This window comes from Corynebacterium sp. ACRPE (genome assembly GCF_022347435.1).
GTDB lineage: Bacteria > Actinomycetota > Actinomycetes > Mycobacteriales > Mycobacteriaceae > Corynebacterium > Corynebacterium tuberculostearicum_D.
This window is the reverse complement of sequence record NZ_JAKRNA010000008.1, coordinates 71,720-92,354: the sequence shown is the minus strand read 5'-3', so window position 1 is coordinate 92,354 and position 20,635 is coordinate 71,720. Positions and strand designations below refer to the sequence as shown.

21 protein-coding genes are annotated in these 20,635 nt (G+C 58.6%); 20 read left to right on the top strand and 1 reads right to left on the bottom strand.

Annotated elements, in window-relative coordinates; translation table 11 throughout:
• The 10 genes from MHY13_RS05985 to MHY13_RS05940 all read left to right on the top strand — a co-directional run.
• Nucleotides 1-356: hypothetical protein (locus MHY13_RS05985; RefSeq protein ID WP_239282334.1), on the top strand; the 356-nt coding region annotated here is incomplete at its 5' end.
• Between the two features lie 199 nt (nucleotides 357-555).
• The gene (locus tag MHY13_RS05980; RefSeq protein ID WP_239235213.1) at nucleotides 556-1,122 is read left to right on the top strand and encodes a copper resistance protein CopC; all 567 of its coding nucleotides are present in this window, start codon (nucleotides 556-558) and stop codon (nucleotides 1,120-1,122) included.
• On the top strand, nucleotides 1,122-1,724 hold the full coding sequence (locus MHY13_RS05975) for a copper chaperone PCu(A)C (RefSeq protein WP_239192163.1): 603 nt from the start codon (nucleotides 1,122-1,124) through the stop codon (nucleotides 1,722-1,724). Before MHY13_RS05980 ends, MHY13_RS05975 begins: the two co-directional genes overlap by 1 nt.
• 2 nt (nucleotides 1,725-1,726) lie before the next feature.
• Nucleotides 1,727-2,953 (top strand): Dyp-type peroxidase, encoded by a 1,227-nt coding sequence (locus MHY13_RS05970; protein ID WP_239282332.1) that lies wholly within the window; start codon nucleotides 1,727-1,729, stop codon nucleotides 2,951-2,953.
• A gap of 77 nt (nucleotides 2,954-3,030) precedes the next feature.
• Nucleotides 3,031-5,094, top strand: coding sequence for a threonine--tRNA ligase (gene thrS / locus MHY13_RS05965; protein ID WP_239282330.1), 2,064 nt, complete (start codon nucleotides 3,031-3,033; stop codon nucleotides 5,092-5,094).
• A 46-nt stretch (nucleotides 5,095-5,140) separates the two neighbouring features.
• On the top strand, nucleotides 5,141-5,680 hold the full coding sequence (locus MHY13_RS05960) for an HIT domain-containing protein (RefSeq protein WP_239282340.1): 540 nt from the start codon (nucleotides 5,141-5,143) through the stop codon (nucleotides 5,678-5,680).
• Nucleotides 5,673-6,278 carry a phosphatidylinositol phosphate synthase gene (gene pgsA, locus MHY13_RS05955; RefSeq protein ID WP_239192140.1) on the top strand — a complete coding sequence of 202 codons (606 nt, stop codon included), beginning with the start codon at nucleotides 5,673-5,675 and terminating at the stop codon, nucleotides 6,276-6,278. The genes MHY13_RS05960 and pgsA overlap by 8 nt, the downstream gene beginning before the upstream one ends.
• Before the next feature lie 39 nt (nucleotides 6,279-6,317).
• Nucleotides 6,318-7,262 carry a phosphatidylinositol mannoside acyltransferase gene (locus MHY13_RS05950; protein ID WP_239282328.1) on the top strand — a complete coding sequence of 315 codons (945 nt, stop codon included), beginning with the start codon at nucleotides 6,318-6,320 and terminating at the stop codon, nucleotides 7,260-7,262.
• On the top strand, nucleotides 7,262-8,365 hold the full coding sequence (locus tag MHY13_RS05945) for a glycosyltransferase family 4 protein (protein WP_239282326.1): 1,104 nt from the start codon (nucleotides 7,262-7,264) through the stop codon (nucleotides 8,363-8,365). Before MHY13_RS05950 ends, MHY13_RS05945 begins: the two co-directional genes overlap by 1 nt.
• On the top strand, nucleotides 8,365-8,826 hold the full coding sequence (locus MHY13_RS05940; RefSeq protein ID WP_239282324.1) for a hypothetical protein: 462 nt from the start codon (nucleotides 8,365-8,367) through the stop codon (nucleotides 8,824-8,826). The genes MHY13_RS05945 and MHY13_RS05940 overlap by 1 nt, the downstream gene beginning before the upstream one ends.
• A 21-nt stretch (nucleotides 8,827-8,847) precedes the next feature.
• On the opposite strand, the gene MHY13_RS05935 is transcribed toward MHY13_RS05940, so the two are convergent.
• Nucleotides 8,848-10,188, bottom strand: a complete 1,341-nt coding sequence (locus MHY13_RS05935; RefSeq protein WP_239282322.1) for a DUF2029 domain-containing protein — start codon at nucleotides 10,186-10,188, stop codon at nucleotides 8,848-8,850.
• A gap of 182 nt (nucleotides 10,189-10,370) precedes the next feature.
• Between MHY13_RS05935 and MHY13_RS05930 the strand changes: the two genes are divergently transcribed.
• The 10 genes from MHY13_RS05930 (at nucleotide 10,371) to MHY13_RS05885 (ending at nucleotide 20,635) form a co-directional block, all read left to right on the top strand.
• A complete protein-coding gene (locus tag MHY13_RS05930) occupies nucleotides 10,371-11,243 on the top strand; it encodes an acyl-CoA thioesterase II (protein WP_239282320.1) in 873 nt (290 codons plus the stop codon).
• A gap of 93 nt (nucleotides 11,244-11,336) precedes the next feature.
• On the top strand, nucleotides 11,337-12,092 hold the full coding sequence (locus tag MHY13_RS05925; RefSeq protein ID WP_150851185.1) for a YebC/PmpR family DNA-binding transcriptional regulator: 756 nt from the start codon (nucleotides 11,337-11,339) through the stop codon (nucleotides 12,090-12,092).
• Between the two features lie 178 nt (nucleotides 12,093-12,270).
• Entirely contained in the window at nucleotides 12,271-12,837 is a 567-nt protein-coding gene (gene ruvC, locus MHY13_RS05920) for a crossover junction endodeoxyribonuclease RuvC (RefSeq protein ID WP_040425252.1), read from the top strand.
• 33 nt (nucleotides 12,838-12,870) lie between these two features.
• Complete coding sequence (gene ruvA / locus MHY13_RS05915) at nucleotides 12,871-13,488, top strand: Holliday junction branch migration protein RuvA (RefSeq protein WP_239235225.1); 618 nt, start codon at nucleotides 12,871-12,873, stop codon at nucleotides 13,486-13,488.
• A 21-nt stretch (nucleotides 13,489-13,509) separates the two neighbouring features.
• Entirely contained in the window at nucleotides 13,510-14,589 is a 1,080-nt protein-coding gene (gene ruvB / locus MHY13_RS05910) for a Holliday junction branch migration DNA helicase RuvB (protein WP_179386579.1), read from the top strand.
• Nucleotides 14,590-14,663: 74 nt separating this feature from the next.
• The gene (gene yajC, locus MHY13_RS05905) at nucleotides 14,664-15,020 is read left to right on the top strand and encodes a preprotein translocase subunit YajC (protein ID WP_204608833.1); all 357 of its coding nucleotides are present in this window, start codon (nucleotides 14,664-14,666) and stop codon (nucleotides 15,018-15,020) included.
• A 238-nt stretch (nucleotides 15,021-15,258) separates the two neighbouring features.
• On the top strand, nucleotides 15,259-17,151 hold the full coding sequence (gene secD / locus MHY13_RS05900; RefSeq protein ID WP_239282318.1) for a protein translocase subunit SecD: 1,893 nt from the start codon (nucleotides 15,259-15,261) through the stop codon (nucleotides 17,149-17,151).
• A 2-nt stretch (nucleotides 17,152-17,153) separates the two neighbouring features.
• A complete protein-coding gene (gene secF / locus MHY13_RS05895) occupies nucleotides 17,154-18,314 on the top strand; it encodes a protein translocase subunit SecF (protein ID WP_239282316.1) in 1,161 nt (386 codons plus the stop codon).
• A gap of 237 nt (nucleotides 18,315-18,551) precedes the next feature.
• Nucleotides 18,552-20,036, top strand: coding sequence for an ABC transporter substrate-binding protein (locus MHY13_RS05890; RefSeq protein ID WP_239282314.1), 1,485 nt, complete (start codon nucleotides 18,552-18,554; stop codon nucleotides 20,034-20,036).
• Nucleotides 20,037-20,089: 53 nt separating this feature from the next.
• On the top strand, nucleotides 20,090-20,635 hold the full coding sequence (locus tag MHY13_RS05885) for an adenine phosphoribosyltransferase (protein ID WP_005324978.1): 546 nt from the start codon (nucleotides 20,090-20,092) through the stop codon (nucleotides 20,633-20,635).

Here is a 20,635-nt window from a genome sequence, read left to right as displayed (position 1 = left end):
CCACACCGAGGATTTCCCGTCGGGGGCTAGATATATGCTTCCGGAGCATATACTTTCCGGAAACCTACAGGTCAATCCGTGAAAATCCGCGATTCCGGACACACTTTTTGACCCTTAACCCAGGAAAGATGTTACGCGCATTAGTGGTACCGCTATTGCTTGGAGCTTGCGGCTTCGCGTCTTTTGTTTCTGGGACTGTTCTTTTCTTTGCGGGCCTTAATGCGGCAGATGCGGGTGACGGCAGCGGCAACGCGGCGTGGCCTTTGGCGCTTATCGGCGTAGGCACCACCTTGGTTATTTTTGCCCTGATGGCTTCTGGTCCGTTTTTTAATGCCCGACAAATGGAGAGCTCCTAAGGTAGGGCCCGTTCGAATTGAGTCAACTTGCCTTACATAGTGATAAATACCTCTTTTTATTGCGAAGGTGGAACTCGATCCCAGTTCAAGCCGACATATGTCTCGACGCTCTGCTTTTGTGATTGCCGCTCTGGCAAGTCGCGGGGCTAGTATGTCTGACAATTCAACTTGTGCATTTTCAACACAAAAGGAGCTATCTATGGGCTACCGCGTACCTTGGCTGCGCCGCACGGCGGCAGCAGTCGGCACTGCAGCACTGGTTCTGGGCGGGTCGATGCCGGCCGCATTCGCGCACGACTCCGTTATTGGCGGTTCGGTCAAAGACGGCGACCAACTCGATGAGTTCCCTAAGGAAATCACCCTCGAGTTTTCTGGCATCCCCAAAGAAGACTTCAATACCTTTGCCGTGACCAACGCGGATACTGGTGAGAAACTTTTTAGCCAGGAACCAAAGCTCCATGAGCGGGATCTCACCATTGAGACCCCTGCGGATGTCCATCCTGGGCCGGGTAATTACCAGGTGGGTTTCCAGATCACGTCTTCGGACGGACACGCTACCCGCGGCGGTGTGGAATTTTCTGTCAAAGGTGACCCCACCGAGAGCACCGAGGCAGCTGCTGCTGAATCATCGTCCCAGGATGAGGATGAGGGCCTGCCGACCGCGCTGAAAATCATCCTGGGTGTGGGCGGCGTTTTGGCAATTGCCGCAGTAGCTGCCCTATTTATTGCCAAGTCTCGTCGCATTGATTCGGAAGGTGAAAAATAATGTCCAAGATTTCTAGCATCGCCCTTGTGGGCTTCACTGTGGCCGGCCTCGCCCTGGCAGGTTGCTCACCGCAAAACCAAAATGATTCCACCGAGTCGAAGGTGGATGCTTCCACTAGTGTCGGGGAAACATCCTCCGCTGCGGAATCTAAAGAACTGACCTTTGAGGATGCTGTCGTGCGCGCCAATGAGGACAAGGACATGACTGCTATTTTTGGCACCTTGGTGAACCATACCGATAAGGACATCGCTATCACCGGTTTTTCCACCAGCCTCAATGCCAAGGTGAACCAGATGCATGAGACTGTCGATGGCAAGATGCAGGAAATGTCGAGCCCACTAGTAGTCAAAGCCGACGAGTCCCACGAGCTGGCACCTGGTGGTGACCACTTCATGCTCATGGACATGGAAAACCACATCGCTCCCGGCGAATCCCTTGACCTCAAAGTGGAACTAGAGGGCGGCGAAGAGTTCGATCTGGGCGAGATCCAAACGCGTAGCATGCCTGCTGGGAATGAGGATTACGGCGATATGAAGGGCCACGAAATGTCCCACATGGAGCACGGAGATATGTCCCACAATAAGGAAGGCCACGACCACTAGTTATGTCTGGATTCAGCAGAAGGGGATTTCTTACCGGCGCTGCGGTATCGACCAGCGCCTTCGCGTTGGCTAGCTGTAATGACCAGGGTTCTTCCCCGGATGCTCAGGCAACGGATCGGCCGGCGCTTGCCGACGCCCTCGTGGCATTCGACGGCGACCATCAAGCGGGTATCGCTACCGCAGCGCAGGCCCACCTGAATTTGGTGGGGTTTGACCTTAAAAGGGGCGTCGACAAGCGGGGGTTTGCCAGCCTCATGAAGCTGTGGACCGAGGATGCCCGCGCGCTGTGCACGGGGGAGGCGCCGCTGGGCACGCTGGAGCCAGAAATGGTGCAACAGCCTGCCAACCTGACTATCACCTGCGGTCTAGGCGAAGAGGTTTTTAACCTGCTCGGAGTGGACAAGCCACGGTGGCTGGGAGATGTACGCCCCTATGAGCGCGATGAGCTGGAAGATAAGTGGGGTCAAAGCGATCTCGTCCTGCAAATCTGCTGCGATGACCCACTGATGAATACCTACGCCCTGCGGCACATGGTGCGCGCAGGCGAGCACTATGCCAGCGTGAAGTGGTTGCAGCAGGGCTTTATTAACGCCTATGGCAGCCAGGAAAAGGGCGCCACCGCGCGCAATATGTTTGGGCAAAAGGACGGCACTGTAAACCCACGCAGCGAGGAGGACTTCGCAGCCCAGGTGTGGATTGATAAGGGCCCGCAGTGGGCCAATGGGGGAACGGCGATGGTGGTGCGCCGCATCCGCATGAACGTGGATACATGGGAAAAGCTGGATCGCTCTTCCCGCGAGAACGCTATCGGCCGCAAGCTCGATACCGGCGCCCCGCTTACCGGTAAGGATGAATTCGACGCTGCGGACTTCGATGCGGTAGATGACTATGGACTGCCGGTTATCGATAAGAACTCGCACATGGCCGTGGCCGCCCCGCCCGCTGACCACCCAGAGCAGCGCATCCTACGCCGCCCGTATAACTATGAGCTAGCTCCCGATGGCAAGGACGGGCAGCTATCCAATATTGGACAGGTTTTTATCTGCTACCAGCAGGATCCAACCCAGCAATTTGAGCCTATCCAGGCCCGCTTGGATGAATCCGACCTAATGAATGAATGGCTCACCCATATTGGCTCCGCTATGTATTTCTGTCCGCCGGGCACCCTTGCCGCCGATGGACGTGAATCATGGTGGGCAAAATCGCTCTGTGAGCATGCGGGGTTGTAGAATGGCTATCCGTAAATTTAAATAGCGGACGCGGCCAGGTATGCCGCCGACGCACGAGCGCATAAAGGAGCGCGATTATGGCGGAACTCATCCCCGCAGTACCGGTCAATTACGATTCCTTCACCGTGCCCGCCGGCCAGGCCGTGGGCGCAGCAATGCGAGAGCTCAACCTTCCTAATAAGGGCCCTGAGGCTGTCGTAGTCGTTCGCGGTGAGGACGGCACTCTCTTTGATTTGTCGCACACCCCAGACACGGAGTCCACCTTTACCCCGGTTGCCGCCAGCGAGGAAGACGGCCGCGCCGTCATCCGCCACTCCTGCGGCCACGTTATGGCCCAGGCCGTGCAGGCCGAATTCCCCGGCACCAAGCTGGGCATCGGCCCGGCCATTGAGAATGGCTTCTACTTCGATTTCCAGACCGCCGAGCCTTTCACGCCGGAAGATCTCAAGGCGATTGAAAAGCGCATGAAGAAGATCATCAAGGGCGGCCAGCGTTTCGAGCGCCACGTCTACGAATCTGCTGAGGAAGCGGAAAAGGCCCTCGCCGAGGAACCTTTCAAGCTCGAGCTGGTCCAAGACAAGGGCAACGTTGACCCTGACTCCGACGAGGCCGCAGAAGTCGGTTCCGGCGATCTCACCCACTATGACAACGTCAACCCGCGCACCGGGGAAGTAGAGTGGTTCGATCTCTGCCGCGGCCCGCACGTGCCAACCACCAAGTACATCCCGGCCTTCACGCTGACCCGTTCTTCTGCCGCCTACTGGCGCGGCGACCAGTCCAAGGCTGGCCTGCAGCGCATTTACGGCACCGCTTTTGAGTCCAAGGAGGCGCTGGAGGCCTACCAGACCATGGTGGAAGAGGCTGAAAAGCGCGACCACCGCCGCCTGGGTCAGGAACTAGATCTCTTCTCCTTCCCGGATGAGATTGGCTCCGGCTTCCCGGTATTCCACCCGAATGGCGCGACCGTGCGCATGGAGATGGAAAACCACTCTCGCAACCGCCACGTCCAGGCTGGGTACTCCTTTGTTAACACCCCGCATATCACCAAGGGTGACCTATTCAAGAAGTCTGGCCACCTGGACTTCTACGCCGACGGCATGTTCCCGCCGATGCAGCTCGATGGCGAGTATGACGAAGAGGGCAATACCGTCAAGGAGCCGCAGGACTACTACGCCAAGCCTATGAACTGCCCGATGCATAACCTGATTTTTGCATCCCGTGGTCGTTCCTACCGCGAGCTTCCGCTGCGTCTGTTTGAGTTCGGTACCGTCTACCGTTACGAAAAGTCTGGCGTGGTCCACGGTCTGACCCGTGCCCGCGGCTTTACCCAGGACGATGCCCACATCTACTGCACCGAAGAGCAGCTGGAAGAAGAGCTGACCAAGGTCCTCGACTTCATCATTTCCTTGCTGAAGGACTACGGCCTGTCTGACTTCTACCTGGAGCTTTCTACCAAGGACCCGAATAAGTTCGTTGGTTCTGATGAGATCTGGGAGCGCTCCACTTCTATCTTGCAGTCGGTCGCAGAAAAGTCCGGCTTGGAGCTGGTTCCGGATCCCGCAGGTGCAGCCTTCTACGGCCCGAAGATTTCTGTGCAGGCGCGCGACGCCATCGGCCGTACCTGGCAGATGTCTACCGTTCAGTTGGACTTCAACCTGCCGGAGCGCTTCGAGCTGGAATACACCGCGTCGGACGGCACTAAGAAGCGCCCAATCATGATTCACCGTGCGCTCTTCGGCTCCATCGAGCGATTCTTCGGCGTCCTGCTGGAGCACTACGCCGGTGCCTTCCCAGCATGGCTGGCACCGCACCAAGTGGTGGGCATTCCGGTGGCTGATGAATTCTCCCCGCACCTCGAAGAGGTTGCCGCCCAGCTGCGTCGGAAGGGTATCCGCGCCGATGTGGATACCTCTGATGACCGCATGCAGAAGAAGATTCGCAACCACACCACCGGTAAGGTTCCGTTCATGCTGGTGGCTGGCGCGCGCGACGTAGAAGCTGATGCCGTGTCCTTCCGCTTCCTCGATGGCACCCAGGTCAATGGTGTGCCGGTAAAGGAAGCCGTGGAGCTCATCGCCGCATGGGTGGCAGAGCGCAACAACGAGCAGCCGACCGAAGAGCTCATCAGTGCCCGACGCTAAAGAGACACACGAAACTGACAGCTCCGCCGTCGCTGAAAACCAAGCGGTGGCGGAGGCCTTCGTTGACTCAGGTGCTGGCGAGCCGGACCGTCTTGAGCGGTTATGGGCACCTTATCGCATGGCCTATATTGCCAAGCGCTCTAAAGACCCCTTCGTGGAAGCCCCACAGCGCAGCGACGAGGACGGGCTCATCATTGCTCGCGGCAAGACCGTCTATGCATTGTTGAACCTGTTTCCGTATAACGCCGGGCACCTCATGGTGGTGCCGTATCGCAAGGAATCGCAGCTGGAGAACCTCACGCAAGAGGAATCTCAGGAGTTGATGGCCTTCGCGCAAAAGGCCGTCCGGGTGCTCAAGCGGGTTTCACGCCCAGAAGCCATAAACGTAGGGCTCAACCTGGGTCGCGCTTCGGGCGGCTCGGTAGGAGATCACCTGCACCTGCATGTGGTGCCAAGGTGGCCCGGGGATAGTAACTTTATGACTGTCCTCGATGGGACTAAGGTATTACCGCAGCTTCTGCAGGACACGCGCCGCGTGCTGGCAGAAGGATGGCGCGAGATGGAAGAGGAGGATTCGCGTGCTTAGCGTGCATGGGCGAAAGCCCGCCGCCGTGGTGGTGGAACCTATAGCCAAGGCCTTTTTGAAGCTAGGCCTGACCCCGAATGTGGTCACGGTTGTGGGCACCATAGTCACCATTGCGATTTCGGTGATCCTCATTCCTACCGGCCACCTCTTTTCCGCTGCCGTTTTGTCCGGCCTCTTCGCCGCTTTCGACATGCTCGATGGCACCATGGCGCGCTTGACCGGCAAGGCTACTGCCTTTGGCGCGACCTTGGATGCGTCCTGTGATCGCATCACCGACGGTGCATTGTTTAGTGCTATTGCATGGTGGCTGATTTATTCTGCGGATTCTTCCCGCATCACGGTCATTGCGTGCTTTGTCACCTTGGTATGCTCCCAGGTCATTTCCTATATCAAGGCTAGGGGAGAAGCGTCCGGATTCAAGATGGTCGGCGGCCTGATCGAGCGTCCCGAGCGGCTTATTTTGGGCCTGGGCGGCATTGGCCTCGAGGGCCTCGGTGTACCGCATGCCATTGAGGTAGCGCTGTGGATCTTGGCCGTTGGCTCCATCTTTACCGTGTGCCAGCGGATGGTTATCGCTGCCCGCCAGGAGCAGCAGTAGCTCATACTGCACCACCTAAAACCAGGAGGTTGTGACACCATGTGGGACAAAGAAGACCTCTCCGCGGCGGGGTACCTCGCGGGGTGGAAGGTGGTGCGCCGTCTGCCCGAGCCCATAGCGCGCACGCTTTTTCGCTGGGGTGCGGACTACGCAAGTAGCAACGGTCGCGGAATGGAGGGCTTGCGCCGCAACCTAGCGCGAGTGGTGGGCCCGGAAAACGTTACCCGCGGGTTGGTGCGCGATTCCGTGCGCTCCTATATGCGCTATTGGATGGAGGCGTTCCGCCTGCCAGCCATCCACGGCGATGCCGGGTTGCATGAGCGCTTGCTCAGCGGCTTGGAAGGCCTCGAGCATTTTGATGCTTCGGCTCAATCCGGCCGAGGCACCATTTTGGCGTTGCCGCATTCCGGGAATTGGGACATGGCGGGCGTCTTCCTCGTCGGCCATTATGGCCAGTTCACCACCGTTGCGGAGCGCCTTAAGCCCGCAGTGCTTTTCGACGCCTTTGTGGACTACCGCGAAACCCTGGGCTTTGAGGTTCTTCCCCTCACAGGCGGCGAATCCTCGCCTTTTGCCCGCCTCAAAGAGGTGCTGGAAGCCGGTGGCGTGGTCTGCCTGCTGGCTGAGCGCGACCTGACCCGAAGCGGCGTTACCGTGGATTTCATGGGCGAAGAGGCCAATATGGCCGCCGGTCCCGCACAGCTTGCCCTAGAGACCGGCGCCGCCCTGCACGTGGTGCACTCGTGGTTTGAAGGCGAGGGCTGGGGGCTCTCTGTGTCTCCTGAGCTCGAGGTAACGGATCTGCAGGAGACAGCTCAGCGCATGGCCGATGGCTTCGCTGCCAATATCCGCCGCCACCCAGAGGATTGGCATATGCTGCAGCCGCAGTGGAATGTGGACATAGAGAGGCGTCGGCAAGCGCGGGCGGGCAAAGAAGCCCGCAATGCCCGCCACACCGGGCCATCGCAGGAAGGGGAGAGCTAGTGCGCATAGGAATCGTATGCCCCTACTCCTTCGATGAACCAGGCGGAGTTCAAGCCCATATCCTTGATCTAGCGACAGTCTTTATTGAGCAAGGACACCACGTACAGGTCATTGGCCCCGCTGCGGAATCCACCCAGTTGCCGGATTTCGTAGTCAAGGGAGGGCCGGCCTTCCCCATTGCGTATAACGGGTCGGTGGCGCGCCTGTCCGTGGGACCCCACGTCACGCGCAAGGTAAAGCAATTCATCAAGGAGGGCGACTTCGATGTCTTGCACATCCATGAGCCCAACTCCCCGAGCTTTTCCATGACCGCGCTGGCCGTGGCCCAAGGCCCACTGGTGGCGACGTATCACGCTTCCGCGTCTAGCTCCCTGGTGTTGACCTTGGCCAAACCTTTCCTCGTTCCCTTCTTGGAAAAGATCCGGGGTGGCATCGCGGTATCCGATATGGCGCGGCGGTGGCAGGTGGAGCAATTGGGCGGAGACCCGGTCCTTATTCCCAACGGCGTGGATACGTCGGTTTACGCGCAGGCTCGGCGCCGCAGCCCGGCTAAGGCCCCCGGCGATCCCCTGGAAGTTGTCTTCTTGGGGCGGTTGGATGAACCGCGTAAGGGCCTCGATATCCTGCTGAGCGCGCTGCGCCAAGTACACCACGATATCCGCGTGACCATCATGGGCGGTGGTCGCGCCCGCGAGGTCGAGGGCGTGGATTTTGTCGGCCGGGTCAGCGATGCCGAAAAGGCGGAAATCCTGGGCCGTGCCGATGTCTACGTGGCCCCAAATACCGGCGGCGAAAGCTTCGGCATCGTGCTGGTAGAGGCCATGGCGGCCGGCGCGGCTGTTGTTGCTTCTGACCTCGAGGCTTTCCGTGCGGTGTGCAATGCCGATTCCGACGAGGTTGCCGGCGCGCTGTTCCGCAACGAAGACAGCGAGGATCTGGCTCGCGTCCTCAACGAGGTGCTTGATGACGCCGAGTATCGGGCCCAGTTGGTGCGCAATGGCGTCCAACGCGCCAGCACCTATGACTGGGACCATGTAGCGGCGGCCGTGATGCAGGTCTACGAGACTGTCCAAGACGGCACCAAGGTGAGGGTAAAGCGTTGATGGCCATTGAAATCGCCCTAGTCCTCTTCCTACTTATCATCGTAGGTTTGTGGGCGCTTTTTACCGCCCAGCGGCTTAACTCGCTGCACATCCGCACTGATGCCTCGCTGGCCCAGCTGCAGGCGGCACTTGACCGCAGGGCAGCGGTAACAGCGGCGGTCGCACCATCGCTTGCGGCGCTAGCTCAGCGAGCAGAGTCTACCGAGCTCTATCAAGGCCACTTTGAACCGCGCACGATGGCCGAGCGGGAACTATCTGCCGCCATCGTGCGGGAGTTTCCCGCGGACCGTCGCCCTGCCGCGCTTGCCGACGCCGAGGGCCGCATCCAACTTGCCCACCGCTTCTACAACGAGGCGGTCAGCGACACTCGCGCGCTGCGCCTGCGCCCTGCGGTACGCCTCTTTCATCTGGGTGGCACCGCAAAACTGCCGGAATATTTTGATTATATGCTGGCCGAGTAGGCAGCAGTTCTACCTCAAGATTTAGGACGCAAGTGCGTGCCGGCCGCGTCGGCGGCGGAATACCGGCTTCGCCTCGGTGCTAGCAGCCGCGCCATCCGTAGGGGAGGAAGACGTCTGTCGCTGCTGCATCTGCACCCGCTCGATCTTTGAAGTCAGGGCCACCTCGACACCAAACCAGATGAGCCCGATGAAGGCCATGGCAACGATGAGGATATTGCGGGCTACCAATAGGTAGACGGCGAACATGTTCTCGCCCACGTGGTTCCAGATGTAGTCATAGTTGAATGGGTAGACCAAGGTGCCCAGCACGGCGGCGATAATGGTGCAGGACGCTAACAAGGCTTGGAATATCCGCACGGAGGCGAATCCTTGCGGCAGGCGCTGGCGGATCACCACGGCAAGCACGGGGCCCAGCCAGACGATGTATTGCGGGGAGAAAACCTTATTGGTCGCAATGAGCAGTAGGACCATGACCGTAAAAAACGCCATGGTTGTGCGGGTGGTCCACCCGCCGGCACACAGCCGGTACAGCGCCCAGCCCACTGCGAAAACGAGCATGGCAATGGTGGCAATCGTGCTCCAGGTCATTGCGGTATCTACGCCAGGCCCGGAAATCTCAAAGCTCTTGGACGGGGCGTAGCCCAGGTGCCAGCGCCCTGGAGTACGATGTGCCTGCAACAACAGGAACGTCGCCGGGATGGACTCCAACTGGAGACCGCGCACGCCCTGATAACTCAGCGGTGAAAGCAGGCGGTCGGTACCGGAGGCGGCAATCGTGACGGTGCAGACCGCGACGATGGTGCAGAAGAAGGCAAGGAGGCGCTGCCAGGTTGCGGATCTGTTGAAGCGGCCCACTAAGCCGGCAGCGATGACTCCCGGCCAAAGCTTCATCGTGGTGGCAAAGCCCAGTACCGCCGAGGCGATGAGCGGGCGGGTTGCTAGAAGGGCAGCCGCCCCGGCAACGGCTAGGGCGGGGAATATATCGAGACGCCACACAAAGGTGTGGCCAGCTGCGGTGCCAAAGAGGACCCAGAACCAGGCGGCCTGGAAACTGCGCGGTTGAGTCGCGTGGTGACGCAGAAGGAGGGCTAAAAAGGCGGCGTCCACTAGCAGGGTCATGATGGTGAAGCCGATATAGAATGCGGTGATATTCTCACCGGTGAGCCACCCCAAAAGCACCGTGGGCCACGTGCCCGCGTGAGGGTATTCGGTCATCTTTGTCGGGTCATCGCCAAAGCGTCCAGCAAAATAATATGCGACATCGCCCCTGGGATTGTGGTTAATCTTGAGTAGGTAAATAAGGACAAGGCGGGCGATGACCCACCCAATCCATACTGCTGGAACAGAAGCGATGCGTTTCACTCGAAAGACTTTATTCAATGCGCGCTTACTTCGGTAGCGGACATAGTTTCTTTTAGAAAATTCCTCCACTTTTGCGCCCAGAAGTGGGGGACGGATTTGAAAAGGAAACTGACGGCTCGTCCAGTGAGTAGTGTGGACGGCAAACGCTGGGAGAAGTGACGTCAGACATAGGGAGTGTGCAGATGGCATCCATTCGCGAGATTCTGGCCGTCGAGGAAACGAATTTGGCCGATGTGTTTAGAGGCCCTGCTGTGGAGTCGCGGATTGAGCGTACCTTCGGCGGACAGATTGCTGCTCAAGCAGTGGCCGCAGCCCAGCGCACTGTGTCTGGCAAAGACATCCACTCCCTGCATGGTTACTTTGTAGGCCCTGGCGATGTGAGCCGGCCAATTGAAATCCGGGTCGAACGCATTCGGGAGGGGAAATCATTCGCCAACCGGCAGATACGCGTCTACCAGGGACATGTGCTCCTTTTTACTCTTATGGCTAGTTTCCATCGCGACGGGGATCGCGGCCCGCAGCATCAGGATCCTGCGCCAGAGGTGCCAGGGCCCGATGAGGTAGCTCGGATGGGCGGCGGAGTCCCGTACTCCACCAGGATTATCCTCAAAGAGTGGGAGGAGTGGGATATTCGCCTCGTGTCGGAAGAGGGCCGCGATCCGGTGGCTGCAGAGCACACCGGTGCCGGCTATCGGCATATCTGGTTCCGCAACACAGGTCACCTCCCAGCGGATTCTGCCTTTCACCGTGCGGCGCTGACCTATATGTCTGATATGACGCTGATTCGCTCGGCCCTTATTCCGCATCAGGGAGAAAAGGTGCAATTGGCTAGCCTTGACCATGCGATATGGTTCCTGCGCCCATTCCGCGTGGATGAGTGGTTGCTATATGAGCAGGTATCACCCACGGCGTCGAATGCAACGGCGGTTGCGCGTGGCAAGATTTTTACCGAGCAGGGTGAATTGGTGGCGTTGGTGAATCAAGAGGGGCTTACACGTTACTTAGATGAAAATTTGGGCAGCGGCTCTGCCCATGGCAATTGGCACAACGTATAAGAACGTCCCGCTTATAAGGGGGTCGCTTTCACGCATTCGTGCAGCACACGTATAATTGCCACCAGTTTCAGCACCCGATTAGAAAGGGACTACATGTCAGGCCACTCGAAATGGGCAACTACCAAGCATAAGAAGGCTGCCAACGATGCCAAGCGTGGCAAGGAATTTGCCAAGCTGATCAAGAACATCGAAGTGGCGGCTCGTACCGGCGGTGGTGACCCAGCGGCTAACCCAACACTTGATGACATGATCAAGAAGGCCAAGAAGGCCTCCGTCCCCAATGACAACATTGAGCGTGCTCGCAAGCGCGGTTCCGGTGAAGAAGCCGGCGGCGCTGACTGGGAAACCATCATGTACGAGGGCTACGGCCCCAACGGCGTAGCCATGCTCATTGAGTGCCTTACGGATAACCGCAACCGTGCGGCAACCGACGTGCGTACCGCGATGTCCAAGAACGGCGGCAACTTGGGTGAGTCCGGCTCTGTGGCCTACATGTTCACCCGTACCGGCTACGTCTTGGTAGAAAAGGGCGAGCTGACGGAGGATGACGTCTTGATGGCCGTGCTGGAAGCAGGCGCGGAAGAGGTCAAGGACCAGGGTGAGAAGTTTGAGATTGTTTGCGCGCCGACGGACGTGCAGGCAGTCAAGGACGCGCTCAAGGACGCCGATATTCAGGTCGATGACTCCGACAATGACTTCCGTGCGTCTGTCGAGGTACCGCTGGAGGCCAATGACGCCAAGAAGATTTTCCGCCTCATCGACGCCTTGGAAGACTCCGACGATGTGCAAAACGTCTACACCAATATGGATCTCTCCGATGAAGTTCTAGCCGAGCTGAACGAGGACTAACCACCTCGCCGCAAGGACGGCTCTTAGCGCCGGTAGCGCTCCGTGGGTATAGCCCAGGAGACGTTGCCGGCGCTTCGTTATGCGAAAGCTGGATGCTACGCTTGTAGAACACCTGTGTGTAGTCCATAATGGGGCAGTAGGCGGTGCTCAGTGGTGCCAACATGACAATGGGGGAGAGATGAACCTAGAAGGAATGCGCGTGATGGGGATTGACCCAGGCTTGACGCGCTGCGGACTTTCCGTGGTTCAGGCTGGTCGTGGCCGAGCAATCCTTCCCGTTTCTGTCGGCGTGGTGCGCACCCCTAGCGATAAGGACTTGACGGAGCGCCTCCTGCGCCTTTCGGTGGCGGCGAAAGAGTGGATGGATGACTATTCGCCAGATGTGGTTGCGATCGAGCGCGTCTTCGAACGCGGTCAGGTGTCCACAGTCATGCAAACGGCCCACGTCGTAGGCGTGCTGGTGCTAGCTGCCGCCGAACGCGATATTCCGGTGTACATGTACACCCCGTCCGAGGTGAAAAAGGCCATCTCTGGTAACGGACGTGCAGATAAGAAGCAGATGACCACCATGATTACCCGTATTCTGGGGTTGACTGAACCACCCAAGCCTGCCGACGCCGCCGACGCTCTTGCGTTGGCAGTGTGCCACTGTTGGCGTGCCCCGGCCATTGTGCGGATGGACCATACCGGTCTCGGGCTTGGTGCTAAGACCAGCGGCGTGCGCGGCCAGGGCAAGAAGCGCTAGGAATTTTACTGAGAGTGGAAGGATAAGAAGCCAATGATTGCTGCACTGCGTGGAGAGGTAATCCATATTGGACTCGACCATGGGGTTATCGACTGTGCAGGCGTGGGGTACAAATTTTTAGCTACCCCAAAAACGCTGGGCACCTTGCGCCGCGGAGAACAAGCCAGGGTTCTGACCAACTTGGTGGTCAAGGAAGATTCTCTGACTCTCTATGGCTTTAGCGCTGATGAGGATCGCGAGATGTTCCATGTGCTGCAATCCGTGTCCGGCCTAGGGCCTAAACTTGCCTTGGCGGCGCTGTCGGTCATGGGGGCAGGGGAGCTTGCGGCGGCAATTGGCGGGGAAGATGTGAAGGCACTGCAGTCTATCCCGGGCGTCGGCAAGCGGATGGCCCAACGCTTGGCGCTGGAGCTGAAAGATAAGGTAGCGGCCTTTGCGCCAAGCGAGCCCGCCGCCGCAGGCTCCGTTGATACCGCCGTCGCGCCGAACGGTGGTGCCGTGGTAGAAAGCGTGACTGAGGCGCTCATTGGCCTCGGGTTTACCGATAAGGCAGCGCGTCCCGTGGTGGAATCTGCCTACGCGGAAAATCCCGATGCCGATACGTCCACTCTTTTGCGTGCAGCGTTGGCGCAGCTGGGCAAGAAGAAATAACCGGCAGGAAGGCTGAAAAATATGTCCGATATTGAGCGCACCGAGTTCAATCTCCCTGAGGGCGTCGACGCCGCGCACGCCACCCAACGCAATAGCGATGTGGATGCCACCGCACACTCCGAGGAGCATGATATTGAACGCTCCTTGCGTCCAAAGTCGCTCGAGGAGTTCATCGGCCAACCCAAGGTGCGCGAGCAGCTCTCCCTTGTGCTTAAGGGGGCAAAGAACCGTGGGGTGACGCCCGACCACGTTTTGCTTTCAGGGCCGCCGGGCCTGGGCAAGACCACAATGGCGATGATTATTTCCCAGGAGCTGGGGACCTCGCTGCGTATGACTTCCGGGCCCGCTTTGGAGCGCGCCGGTGATTTGGCCGCAATGCTTTCCAACCTAATGGAAGGCGATGTCCTGTTCATCGATGAGATCCACCGCATTGCCCGGCCAGCAGAAGAAATGCTGTACATGGCAATGGAGGACTTCCGCATTGACGTCATTGTGGGCAAGGGGCCTGGTGCTACTTCTATTCCGCTAGAGATCCCGCCTTTTACCCTGGTCGGCGCGACTACGCGCGCCGGCATGCTCACCGGCCCATTGCGCGACCGCTTCGGTTTCACCGCGCAGATGGAGTACTACGACACGGCTGATCTCACGCAAGTGATCAAGCGCGCCGCCCACATCTTGGACGTGGAAATTGACCACGATGCGGCGGTAGAAATTGGCTCTCGGTCGCGCGGAACCCCGCGTATTGCTAACCGTTTGCTGCGCCGCGTTCGAGACTATGCCGAGGTCAATGGCACCGGCCTGATTGATCTCAGTGCGGCCCAAGGAGCGCTCGAAGTCTTTGACGTAGATGACATGGGACTTGACCGCCTCGACCGGGCGGTGCTCAATGCCTTGATTAAGGGACACGGCGGCGGACCGGTTGGCGTGAGCACACTGGCCATCGCAGTGGGCGAGGAGCCCTCGACGGTGGAGGAGGTGTGTGAGCCTTACCTGGTGCGTGCCGGGATGGTTGCGCGCACTGGACGCGGCCGCGTAGCTACCGCTGCAGCATGGCGGCACCTGGGGCTTACCCCGCCGGAGGGCGCGGCCGGGCTGTTTTAATTCAGGGGCTAGCCTGCTTGGCGATGCCCCCTTGGGGTTTCTGTGCACACCGCCGTCTGGCACACTAGGGTGCTATGGAAATCATCATTCTCATCATTATTGGCATCCTCTTCGTCGTTCCCTCGTTTATGGCCATGCGAAAGCAGCGCCAGCGCCAAAATGAGATGCAGGCCCTCCAGAATTCCCTGCAGCCGGGCGACGCCATCGTTACGGCAGGCGGCGTGCACGGCGTGGTGCGCAGCACTGGCGACAAGGATGTGGATCTAGAAATCGCCCCTGGTGTGGTGGTTACTTTTGACAAGATGGCCGTGATTCGCACCGAACAAGAGGCCAATGACCTGGCGCGTCCCGCTGCTGGGGAAGAGAAGAACGATGCGGCAGATAACCTGCCTGATGAGAAGTACCCTCCGTTTGACGGCGAGGAGAAGTAGCCCGCCATTTCCTAAGATTTACCTTAATGTTTGCTTGGTAGGTGGGGACTTCGCGGAGCGTAGACCCCATCACACTTTGGGCCTTATCTGGCCCTCGTTAAGGAAAACTCCGCCTGATGACGTACGATTGTGCGTTGTTGACGTGCCTGCGCCATGTGGCGGGGCCGTATTTAATGTTTAAACACCCTGTTATAAGCAGCACAGGAGATTATCGTTGTCCGCAAAAACCCGTGGCGCTATGAAAAATAGCAAACGCCAATGGCCGAAGCGCGCGCTCGCGCTCTTCGTGCTCATTGTGGTTGTTATCTATGCGCTTATCTTTTTAACTGGTAGCCGTCAAAGCACCCCAAAGCTTGGCATCGACTTGCAGGGCGGTACCCGCGTAACGCTGGCGCCGCAAGGCGAGGAACCCACCCAAGACCAGCTCAAGCAAGCACGCAACATTTTGGAACAGCGTGTTAACGGCATGGGTGTTTCTGGTTCTGAGGTTGTCATCAACGGCAATACCCTGGTCATTACCGTGCCAGGTGAAGACGCCTCCCAGGCACAGGCCGTGGGCCAGACCTCGCAGCTGTTCTTCCGTCCGGTGGCTAAGCCCTCCATGCCGGATATGGAAAAGCTCAATAAGGTGCTGGAAGATATGGCCAATCGCTGGGTGAAGTACGACGTACTCAGCGCAGACGAGGCCAATAAGCAGATGGAACAGATGACCCAGTCCATCGCTCAGCAAGAAGCACAGATGACTGGCAAGGAGCCAAAGAAACAGAAGGCTCCTAAGGTCAGCGCCAAGCCGCTTGAGCAGCCAAGCAACTCCATTGAGCAGACTAAGCGCCGTGATGAAGTCACGGAGATGCTCCTGAAGGACCGTCAGTCCGAGGACCCGACCACCCAGGCTGCAGCCTCTGGGCTGATGACCTGCCAGGGCAGTAGCGATCCCCTGGCCGGAGCCGACGATCCTGCCAAGCCATTTGTTACCTGTGACTACTCCAACGGCAACCCGTACGTTCTGGAGCCAGCACCGCTTCTCAATGGCATCAAGGACGAAAACGGCACTCGCCTCACTGGCAACGAGATCGATACCAATTCTCCGATCGAAGGCGGCCTTAACGGTCAGTCCGGCCAGATGGAGATCAACTTCTCCTTCAAGACCGGTGATGGTCCGAACGGTTCGCAGACCTGGGCGGACCTGACCCAGGAACACCTTAAGGACCAGGTTGCCATCACGCTTGACTCTGCGGTTATTTCCGCACCAGTTATCCAGGGCGCTACCCCGGTAGGCTCTGCCACCTCCATTACTGGTGACTTTAGCCAGGAAGAGGCACAAAACCTGGCAAATAACCTGAAGTATGGCGCACTGCCGTTGTCCTTCGCCGGTGAAAATGGCGAGCCGGGTGGCACCGTAGAGTCCATTCCGCCAACACTGGGCAAGGCCGCTCTGCAGGCCGGCCTCATTGCAGGCCTCGTTGGCCTGGTACTCGTGATGGCCTACTCGCTGTACTACTTCCGCGCGCTGGCCGGTGTATCCCTCATCTTCCTCATTGCCTCTGGCGTACTGACCTATGGCTCCCTGGTTCTGCTGGGCCGCTGGATCGGTTACTCGCTGGACCTTTCCGGCATCGCCGGTCTGGTTATCGGTGTGGGCGCAACCGCTGACTCCTTCGTGGTCTACTACGAGCGCATCAAGGACGAGCTTCTCGAGGGACGCACCTTCCGCTCTGCTACGCAAAAGGCGTGGGAGCGCGCTCGTGCGACCATTGTGACCGGTAACGCGGTCACCCTGATTGGCTCTGTTGTGGTCTACTTCCTCGCTATCGGTGAGGTAAAGGGCTTCGCCTTTACCATGGGTCTGACCACGGTCTTCGACTTGGTCGTATCCTTCCTGGTCATGGCGCCGCTGATGCAGATGGTCGGGCGCCGTCCGGCTGCCGCTAAACCTTCGATGAATGGCCTCGGCGGAATCTACGCACTGGTGGAAGAGCGCCGTGAACGCGGCTACTTTGGCTCGGGACATCGTCAAGCAAGCTCTGCTGAAGCCTCCGGCGCTAAAGAGTCAGCCACCAAAGAAACGGCAGGAGATTCTGCCGCAGGAACCGCACGTCCCGTAGATGCTGCGGAAGATGAGGAGAAATAAGCATGGCTGTTTCGACTAAGCACAAGATTTCCCGGATGGACCGCCTCTACGAGGACGAGCGCGGTTATGACTTCATTGGCCGCACCAAGCTGTGGTACGGCATCACCGCCGCATTGATCGTGGCCGCAGTGGCCGCGATCCTCATTCGTGGTTTCTCACTCTCGATTGACTTCGAAGGTGGCACCACGTTGTCGATGCCGGCAGGCGACCTCAAGGAAGACCAGGTAAGCCAGGTCTTCGAAGACGCCACCGGTGTAGAACCCGAGCAGGTTCACATTGTGGGTGCCGGCGACTCCGAGACTTTGGAAATCGTTTCTGAGCGCTTGAGCCAAGAGGACGTGAATGCGGCCCGCGCGGCTATCTATGACAACTTCCAGCCGAAGGATGAAAACGGCAAGGCCACCCCGGATGCCATTGGCTCGTCCACGGTTTCTGAATCCTGGGGTTCTTCTATTACCCAGCGCATGCTCATTGCCATGCTGGTCTTTTTGGTAGCCGCGACCGTTTACGTGGCCATTCGCTTGCAGAAGAACATGGCTTTTGCCGCGATTATCGCGCTGATTGCAGACGGCGTGATCATTGCCGGTATCTACGCCCTGTTTGGCTTCGAAGTTTCTCCGGCCGTCATCATTGGTCTGCTTACCGTCCTGACCTTCTCCATGTATGACTCGGTCATCGTCTTTGACAAGATCAACGAGAACACGGAAGGCCTCGAAGGCCAGCGCAAGAAGACCTATGCTGAGCTGACAAACTTGGCAATTAACCAGACCGTCATGCGCTCGATTTCTACCTCTGTAATTTCTGCGCTGCCTATCATCGCGCTCTTCGTGGTGGCTGTATGGCTCATGGGTATCGGTACCCTCCGCGATTTGGCGCTCATCCAGCTCATTGGCGTGGTCGAAGGCATTTTCTCCTCCATCTTCTTTGCTACGCCGCTGGTCGTGACCCTCGCCAACATGTCCAAGAAGATCAAGCGTCACAACAAGCGGGTCGCGGACTACCGTGCTGGCAAGGACGAGAATGCCGCGGCAGAATCTGGCACAGCATCCTCTGGTCGCACCGTGGTCTCACCAGTGAGCGCAAAGTCCACCCCGGCCGAGATCGAAGATGATCTGTCCGAGTCCACTGGACACCCGGGCGCAACTTGGCGCCCGGGCCGGTAACCTCCGGTAGTAAAATTTTTGGCGGAATTGTAGCTGAAGTGAGGGCAAATTACGGTGCTTAAATCAAAGAGCAGTTCTAGCGAACATCACTGGGCAAGGAAAGTCGTTGCTTCGTGCGTTTCAGCTCTAGCTCTAGCTGCTTCTGCTTGTAGCGGGCAGGGCGGCGAAGAGGACTCGCCTAGTGCTCCCCAGGAGCCAGAATCCTATGGATACTTTGGCTACCAGGTAAATTCCCGCTTGGCCACCACTAATGCTGGCACGTCTTTTGGTGATGCTACCTCCGCCGGACTGCTGTCTACGCGGCTTTATCCGGGCCTTTTCGTGCCCGGCCCCTCTGGCGAATTAATCCCCAATGCGGATCTGGTTGAAACTGAAGAGCTTCCGCCCGTTGCCGGCAGCGACCAGCGCAGCGTTCAGCTCACTTTGGAGGAGGATGCCGTCTTTTCCGATGGCACCCCCGTTACCTGTGACGACTACTTTTTGGCGTATGTGGCCGGTACTCATCCAGCTGAATTTGCCTCCCATATGCCGTTGATGAATGACATCGCGGATTTTAGCTGTGAGCCCCAAAGCAAAACGTTCACCCTGACTTTTAACAAGGATCAGGGGCAGCGCTGGCGCCACATGTTTGGCGCCGGCACGGTCATGCCGGCCCATGCGCTGGCCAAGAAGTCCGAGTTGAGCATTGAGGAACTCAACGCCGCCCTGACAGTAGAAGACATGCAGGCGCTTGCGCCGGTTGCTAAGGAATGGCGCTATGGCTTCTCCGTGGCCAAGGATCAACTAGATCCCGAGCTGCAGGTCTCCTTTGGACCCTATGTCATTGACAAGGTAGGCGACGAAGGGGAGATCATTCTCAAAGCAAACGAAAAGTACTTCGGAGACGCCCCAGCGGAAGATCATGTTGTGGTCTGGCCTTCGGAGGCTGATGCACAGAAGCTCGCAGATAAAGGCGCGTTGCGCGTAGTCGATGCCGCAAGCGAAAATCCTGACTGGCTGGACAGCACGAAGGATGAGGCAGGGGAGTCCCCCTACGAGGTCACTCCAATGGTCGGCGAGCTAACGGATACGCTCACGCTATCTGAAGCTGGAGTATTCGCGGAGCCGTGGGCGCGCGAGAGCTTCGCGGCCTGTGTCGATCAGCAGGCGGTTGCGCAAGCAAGCTCAGCGGCCTCCGGTGTGGAGGTGCCACCGGCTTACCTGCGTACCGTCTCCGCGACCAACCCAGTTGCCGGCAGCCTAGAAAAGGTGGGGAAGGATCACCAGGGCACCGATTTAGCCAAGGCCGGCGATCTCAACGGGACCACTATCAAGGTGGGCTACTTGGGACCGGATAAACGTTATGCCGCCATGGTGGAACAACTTCGTGCATCCTGTGAGCCGGCCGGTATCACCATCGAGGACGCGTCTGCGGAGTTCATGTCCCAGCACTACTTGGAAATGGATCCGGAAACCTGGGCGCCTACCGTCGATGCCTTTCTCGGCCCAGTCGATCCCCAGACGGAGTATTCCACTGTGGAGTCGAGCATGAAGAACTCTGCGGAGCTGAAGAAGACAGAAGAGGCTCTGTGGAAGGATGTTCCATCCATTCCTCTCTCAGCGCAGCCGCGGGTCTTCCTCGTCCGCCGCGACGTGGAAGGTGTCCTGCCGTACACTGGCGTCTCGGGCATCGGTTGGAATATGGATCGCTGGCACAGCACCGCCCCAGCTGAAAAGAACTAGGCCGCGCACAGCGGCCGTTAACGACCTCTCGCAAAAATTTCTCAAGGAAGATTATGAGCTCGCACTACGAATCAGCAGCACAGGCACTCAAGGACAAGGTTCGCCTCGTTCAAGACTTCCCAGAGGAGGGCATCCTCTTTGAGGACCTCACCCCAGTCTTGGCGGACCCAGAGGCATTTCGCACCGTAGTGGACGGCTTGGCGGCCGCCTGCGAGGAATTGGGCGCAGATATGATTGGCGGCCTAGACGCCCGTGGATTCCTCCTCGGCTCGGCCGTCGCCTACAAGATGGGCCTGGGTATCCTGGCCATCCGCAAGAAGGGCAAGCTTCCCCCTCCGGTATATACCGAGGAATATGAGCTGGAGTATGGCTCTGCGGCGCTGGAGATTCCAGCCAGCGGCGTCGACATCAAGGGCAAGCGCGTAGTGCTTGTCGACGACGTCTTGGCCACCGGTGGCACCCTCCACGGTGCCAAGCTTTTGCTTGAGTCCGCAGGTGCCGAAGTCGCTGGCAATGTGGTGGTGTTGGAAGTCAAGGGTCTCAACGGTCGTGAGCGCTTATCCGGCCCGCCGCTCATTGTGTTGAATGCCACAGACTAA